The sequence below is a fragment of the Candidatus Desulfolinea nitratireducens genome (assembly GCF_982879505.1).
Genome location: NZ_CEYOSI010000220.1, coordinates 1 through 5,692, shown reverse-complemented (window position 1 = coordinate 5,692; position 5,692 = coordinate 1). Strand labels below are relative to the sequence as shown.

The 5,692-nt window shown below is 46.6% G+C and carries 3 protein-coding genes and 1 pseudogene; all 4 read right to left on the bottom strand.

Annotation, left to right across the window (positions count from 1 at the left end; genetic code table 11):
- Positions 1 to 549 precede the first annotated feature (549 nt).
- The gene (locus AC3DOM_RS15005) at positions 550 to 1,641 is read right to left on the bottom strand and encodes a tetratricopeptide repeat protein (protein ID WP_487919855.1); all 1,092 of its coding nucleotides are present in this window, start codon (positions 1,639 to 1,641) and stop codon (positions 550 to 552) included.
- A gap of 172 nt (positions 1,642 to 1,813) precedes the next feature.
- Positions 1,814 to 2,293 (bottom strand): annotated as a pseudogene (locus AC3DOM_RS15000) (virulence RhuM family protein); the annotation flags it as partial.
- Positions 2,294 to 2,376: 83 nt separating this feature from the next.
- Complete coding sequence (locus AC3DOM_RS14995; RefSeq protein ID WP_487919854.1) at positions 2,377 to 3,513, bottom strand: Fic family protein; 1,137 nt, start codon at positions 3,511 to 3,513, stop codon at positions 2,377 to 2,379.
- A gap of 75 nt (positions 3,514 to 3,588) precedes the next feature.
- Positions 3,589 to 5,145 carry a class I SAM-dependent DNA methyltransferase gene (locus AC3DOM_RS14990; RefSeq protein WP_487919853.1) on the bottom strand — a complete coding sequence of 519 codons (1,557 nt, stop codon included), beginning with the start codon at positions 5,143 to 5,145 and terminating at the stop codon, positions 3,589 to 3,591.
- Positions 5,146 to 5,692: the final 547 nt, after the last annotated feature.

Sequence of the window (5,692 nt, the reverse complement as noted above, 5' to 3'; positions counted from 1 at the left end):
CATCCCATATATCTGGAGAGATTAGCTCAATAGAGAGTAATTGTCTATGAATTAAACTCTCGTTTATTTCCTCATCATCCTTGTTTGCTACTTGCTCTAATTCTTGTAAAGTGCTTATGATGTAGTCCTTCTCGTATGGTTCTAGGTGTGAGTGTTCAACCAATCGATATAGTTGAGCAAAGCCTTTTTCATAAGAGCATTTATCTTAAATATACAAGTTTCATACCTCAATAAAAATTGTCATTTGTCATAAATAGCAAAGCGACTACCCCTTGAGCCCTTACAGGATGCTACGCGAGGGGGCAAGGGGTAGTCTAAATCGTGTCCAACCGGAAAACCGATTGTACATAAACAGTATAGCGCGGTAATGAGCGAATTTCAAGAGATACCTGAATTTTGTAGAGGCCATACCCCTGGTGATCTAGCGAGTCGAGACTGGTTATTAAGTTGCCCTGATATGCTTCCGTAAAGATTCCATGCCTTCTCAAAGCTGAAATTCTTTAGCGCTGCCTTGATCTATAAATGACCTGCCATTATCCAATTCGGCCATCATAAATCGTCACCAGCCTTGCAAATCGGTTCTGCATCTTCACAGGCCCAGGTGCAGGTCAGATATCCACCGGGCGGTTCTACCGGGCACGCGGCAGCACAATCACTTGCTGTGTGGCTGCAGCAATTATCTCTTCCACTTCCGGGAGCCTGGCTGGCACAACCATTAAAATCTTCCTCAATGCCAATCGGTAACCTTTCCCTGTCTTCGTCAGGGAATCCGGGAGGCTCACCGCCACCGCCATCTCCACCGCCGCCGGGCAGATCCGGTGTTCCGCCATCACCGCCACCGAAGCCGTCTCCACTACCCCAGCCTCCCCACATCCCGTAGGTCGGCATAGTTCCAAAAGGGCCGCACTGAGCCATGTCCCCACCTGTTTCAGGGTCAGGATTGAAAGGACCGGTGCCTCCATTGAACATACTGCAATCGATAGCCCTACCGCCGTCTCCCTCACCGCTATCAGTAATAATCGATGCCACCCAGGTAATTTTGTCCTGGCCCACGAATGCAGCCGGATCAACCAGTGCCCCGCCATTTCGAAGTACTTTTTGCACTTCCTGATAAATGGGTTCCACCTCATCCATGCGATCCTGGAGTAGATATAGATAAGCCAAGTTATTCAGGGTAGTGACCCGATGGATATCGGAATTTTCATTAATTCGGAGTGCTTCTTCGAATAGCAGCCCCGCTTCTTTATAACGCCCCAGCGAGACATAATCTATTGCAAGGTTGTTCAGGCTGATGAGTGTTTTTGGGTGATTGGGCCCAAATACGCGGCGATTTATATGTAGTTCACTCTCGTATAATGATTCTGACGAATCGAACTGACCCAACATCACATATAGTAAAGACAGGTGGGTCTGGTTGGAGAGCGTTTGCGGGTGATTTGGACCAAACTCAGCTCGCGATAAAAGCGTTGCTTCTTGTGCAGGGATTATCGCGGCGGCATAATCCCGATCTTGATAGGCCTGAGCGGCCTGGGTGTTCAGGGAGCCCAATTGCTCCTGCACATCCAGCGGGTTTGTTGCATTACAACCCGAGATAATGATAAGAGATCCAAGAATAATTAGATTTATGATAAAGGGCTTCATTCAAACACTCACTTTCGTACCAATTTAGGAAATGCTCACGCTCTCCTATCGAATAGGCTATCGTGCTGTAGGAGGCTCTTCACTGGCTATGCTTCTCGGCGACGAGCACATAGGAGATGGGTATGCCCTTTCTGTCTATGTGGGGCCAGGACGTGGAGATGTCGTAGTCGAATTCACTGAGACGGATTTCCCTGATCTCGGCGAGAAGTTCTTCAAAATAGTCCTTGCCTAAATAATTTCCGTTTTCAAGCCTTGTCTTATCTAAAACAAAGCCTTTGATCGCAAAATTTCGTAAAACATTTGTTGCCCATTGCCTAAACTGTGTTGCCCGCAAGGAATTGACCCGATAGCCAACCGAGATAATCGCATCGAGATTGTAGAAATCAACCAGTCTTTCAACTTGCCTTTTCCCTTCAAGTTGAACTATTCGAAAATTTCGAATAGTTCGACCTTCTTCAATTTCGCCGCTTTTATAAATTTCTTTGAGATGATAATTAATCGTGCTGATGCTAACTTCAAAGAGTTCTCCCATCAGCTTTTGGCTCAACCAAATCGTTTCATCTTCAAAGCGGGCTTCAATACTTTTTTTGCCTTCTTGCGCGGTAAAGATCAAAAATTCCGCGGTACTGTTGCGGATCAACTTTTTACTCATTAGAAATCTCCCCCTTGGCTAAATTCTCCTGAATGAGTGCATTCAAGCGACTTTCTTCTTCAAGCTGGGCGGCAAGTTCTTTTTTAGTCATCGAAAAGCCTCAGATATTCATCAAAAAGAAATACGCGATTGCGTTGGTAGCCGGTTTTTTCGAGCAATATTTTTTTCTCAACAAAAAGATTGACCAAATCATTGGCGGCTTTGCGCGATAAACCGGTCATCTTTTCGGCATCCTGGGTGGTAATCACCGGTTGACGGAATAATTGATGCAAGAGCACAAGCCCTTGTTTGGCGCGTCTGCCCATCAACGGAATCTCTTCCTCTTCAATTGCCTTTTTCAATTTGACGATTTTGTCCAACGTATCCACCCCTTTTTCAGCCGTTTGGATCACGCCCACCAAAAAAAATTTGATCCACTGCGCCAGATCATTTTTCGTGCGCACAAAGGTCAGATTGTCGTAATAGAGCGTTTTGTTTTTATCAAAAAAAGCAGAAAGATACAGCAAAGGCACATCTAAAATTCCCTGTGAAACCAGATAAAGCGTAATCAGCAAACGCCCTATTCTGCCGTTTCCATCCAAAAAGGGGTGGATGGTTTCAAATTGATAATGCGCAATTGCAATCTTGACCAAGTGGGGTATTTGGATTTCTCTATTGTGCAGGAAAAGTTCCAAATCGGATAATAACTCCGGCAATTCGGTATGTGCCGGTGGAATAAAGGTTGCGTCCGCCAAACTCGCGCCGCCAATCCAGTTTTGCGAACGTCTAAATTCCCCCGGCGTTTTATGCTCGCCCCTGCCACTGGAAAGCAGAATTTTGTGCGTATTTTTGATCAGCCTGTTGGAAAGCGGCAAGTTCTCAAGTTCTTCAATCGCAGCATTCATGGCTTGAATATAGTTATTCACTTCCTGCCAATCATCGCGCCGCTCAGGGTCAATGCCCGGTTTGTCGCTGAGGGCTTCTTCCATATTGGTACGCGTCCCCTCGATGCGGCTTGAGATCACTGCTTCTTTGGTGACGTGCATCTTGATGAACATATCAATATCAGGCACAAATTGCGAAAAGGCGTTCAATTCGCCGAGTTTTAAGGAAGCCCGTTCCAGCAGCTTATTAATGCCTTCGTCTGTCCAAACAAAGCTATGGTTAATTTTCTCCGGCAAGAAATAACGATATTCATGTCCCGCCCTATACATACCCGCTTTGAAATCTTTGATGTCCACAAATGCTCCTAAAGTAAACTATAGGTTTTCTTATTTTACTTTTTCTAATCAAAGTAAATTATAAGCTATTTTAGTTTACTTTTTACCTTCAATTGGTATCTCCACTTTTGCCAAATTTTCCTGAATGAGCGCATTCAAACGGTTTTCTTCCTTGAGCTGGGCGGCAAATTCTTTTTGCAACGTCGTGAAGCGTTCGGCAAAATCGAAGTCATCATCTTCTTCGGGCAAGCCTACATAGCGTCCGGGGGTGACTACATAATCAAGTTTTGCAACTTCTTCTACGGTCGCTGATTTGCAGAAACCTGCTATATCTTCATAGTTGCCATCGGGGTTACGCCAGTTATGGTAAGTCTCGGTAATCTGGGCGATGTCTTCTTCATCAAATTCAAGCGTGCGGCGGTTGATGAGATGTCCCAGATTGCGGGCGTCAATGAAAAGGATTTCATCCGTGCGGTTGCGGAATTTTCCATTGGCACGATTACGGCTTAAAAACCATAAGGAAGCGGGGATCTGCGTATTCAAAAATAGCTTGCCGGGCAAATTGACAATGCAATCCACGAGACGGGCTTCGACCAACGCCTGGCGAATATCGCCTTCGCCCGAAGTTTTACTGGTCAGCGCACCTTTGGCGAGCACAAATCCCGCCTGTCCGCTGGGGCTGAGATGGTAAAGAAAATGCTGGATCCAGGCATAGTTGGCGTTCCCGGTAGGCGGCTCGCCAAACTGCCAGCGCGCATCCCCGCGCAGTTGATCGCCGCTCCAATCGCTGTCGTTGAAGGGCGGGTTGGCAATGATAAAATCCGCTTTCAGGTCTTTGTGGGCATCGTTCAAAAACGAACCTTCGTTATTCCACTTGACCTGTGAACTGTCGATGCCGCGAATGGCAAGATTCATCTTTGCCAAACGCCAGGTCGTCTGGTTGCTCTCCTGTCCATAAATGGAGAGGTCATTGAGACCACCCTGATGCTCGATGACGAACTTCTCAGACTGGACGAACATCCCGCCTGATCCACAACACGGATCAAGCACGCGCCCCGAATAGGGTTCCAGCATCTCAACCAATAATTTGACGATAGATTTTGGGGTGTAAAACTGCCCGCCCTGTTTGCCTTCCGCTAAAGCGAACTCGCCCAGAAAATACTCGTAAACGTGACCGAGCACATCCGCGCTGCGTGCCTTCGCATCCCCTAAAGCGATATTGGAGACCAAATCAATCAACTGCCCCAAGCTGGTCGGATCAAGATTGCCGCGCGCGAAAACTTTGGGCAGGACACCGCGCAACGAAGCATTATCCTTCTCGATGGCATCCATCGCCGCATCCACGTCCTTGCCGATCTCCGGCAACTTCGCCCGCGATTGCAGATAGCTCCATCTTGCCGAGGGCGGCACAAAGAAGACGTTTTCAGCGCGGTATTCATCGCGGTCTTCGGGGTCTGCGCTTGCATAGTCACCTTCACCGGCTTTGAGCTTGGCGTGCAGCTCCTCGAAGGCATCCGAGATGTATTTCAAAAAGATCAAGCCGAGCACAATATGCTTGTACTCCGCCGCATCAATATTCTTGCGGAGTTTATCGGCAGCTTTCCAGAGCTGCTTTTCGATGGGTTCTTCGGTGGTGGTGGTGTTTTTTGCCATAATGTCTGCCCTTTGTTGACTGCCTTGCTTTTTCTAAGTAAACCTATTTCCCAACCTGCGAAAACAAACGCCGCCAACTCAATTTGAGAAAGCGGCGTAAATATGCTAAGCTTTGATTGCCATACGCCGCGCAGCGTAGGCCTGCCGGGAGTGTTCTAGCACTGCCCGGTTTTTGTTTCTGAAAGTATAGCATAATTGCGATTAACAGAAGCAATGGAAGATATCAGGGCGATAGGTATATTTGAGATCTTCTAGCTTTGTAATCAGGCCTTGTTCAATTTGTTGTTCATTCATTAATAACGCCCAGTGAATACAGAAAGGAGATCTAATAATTTCAAGCTCTTGTCTAACTTGTCATATATTACCGAGATTATCAGCCGGTCTCCCTCGTAAATATCCAGATTATCGCAAGAGGTAATGGCGTGGCATAATCAGGTGGAGAAAGAAAAGTTTTCCTTTGGTATAAAAGAAGTCCATGATTCATAATAGAAACTTTTTACGCTGTTAGAATAAGAACTTGCCTTCTCTCATAGTTTCCCTACCCATA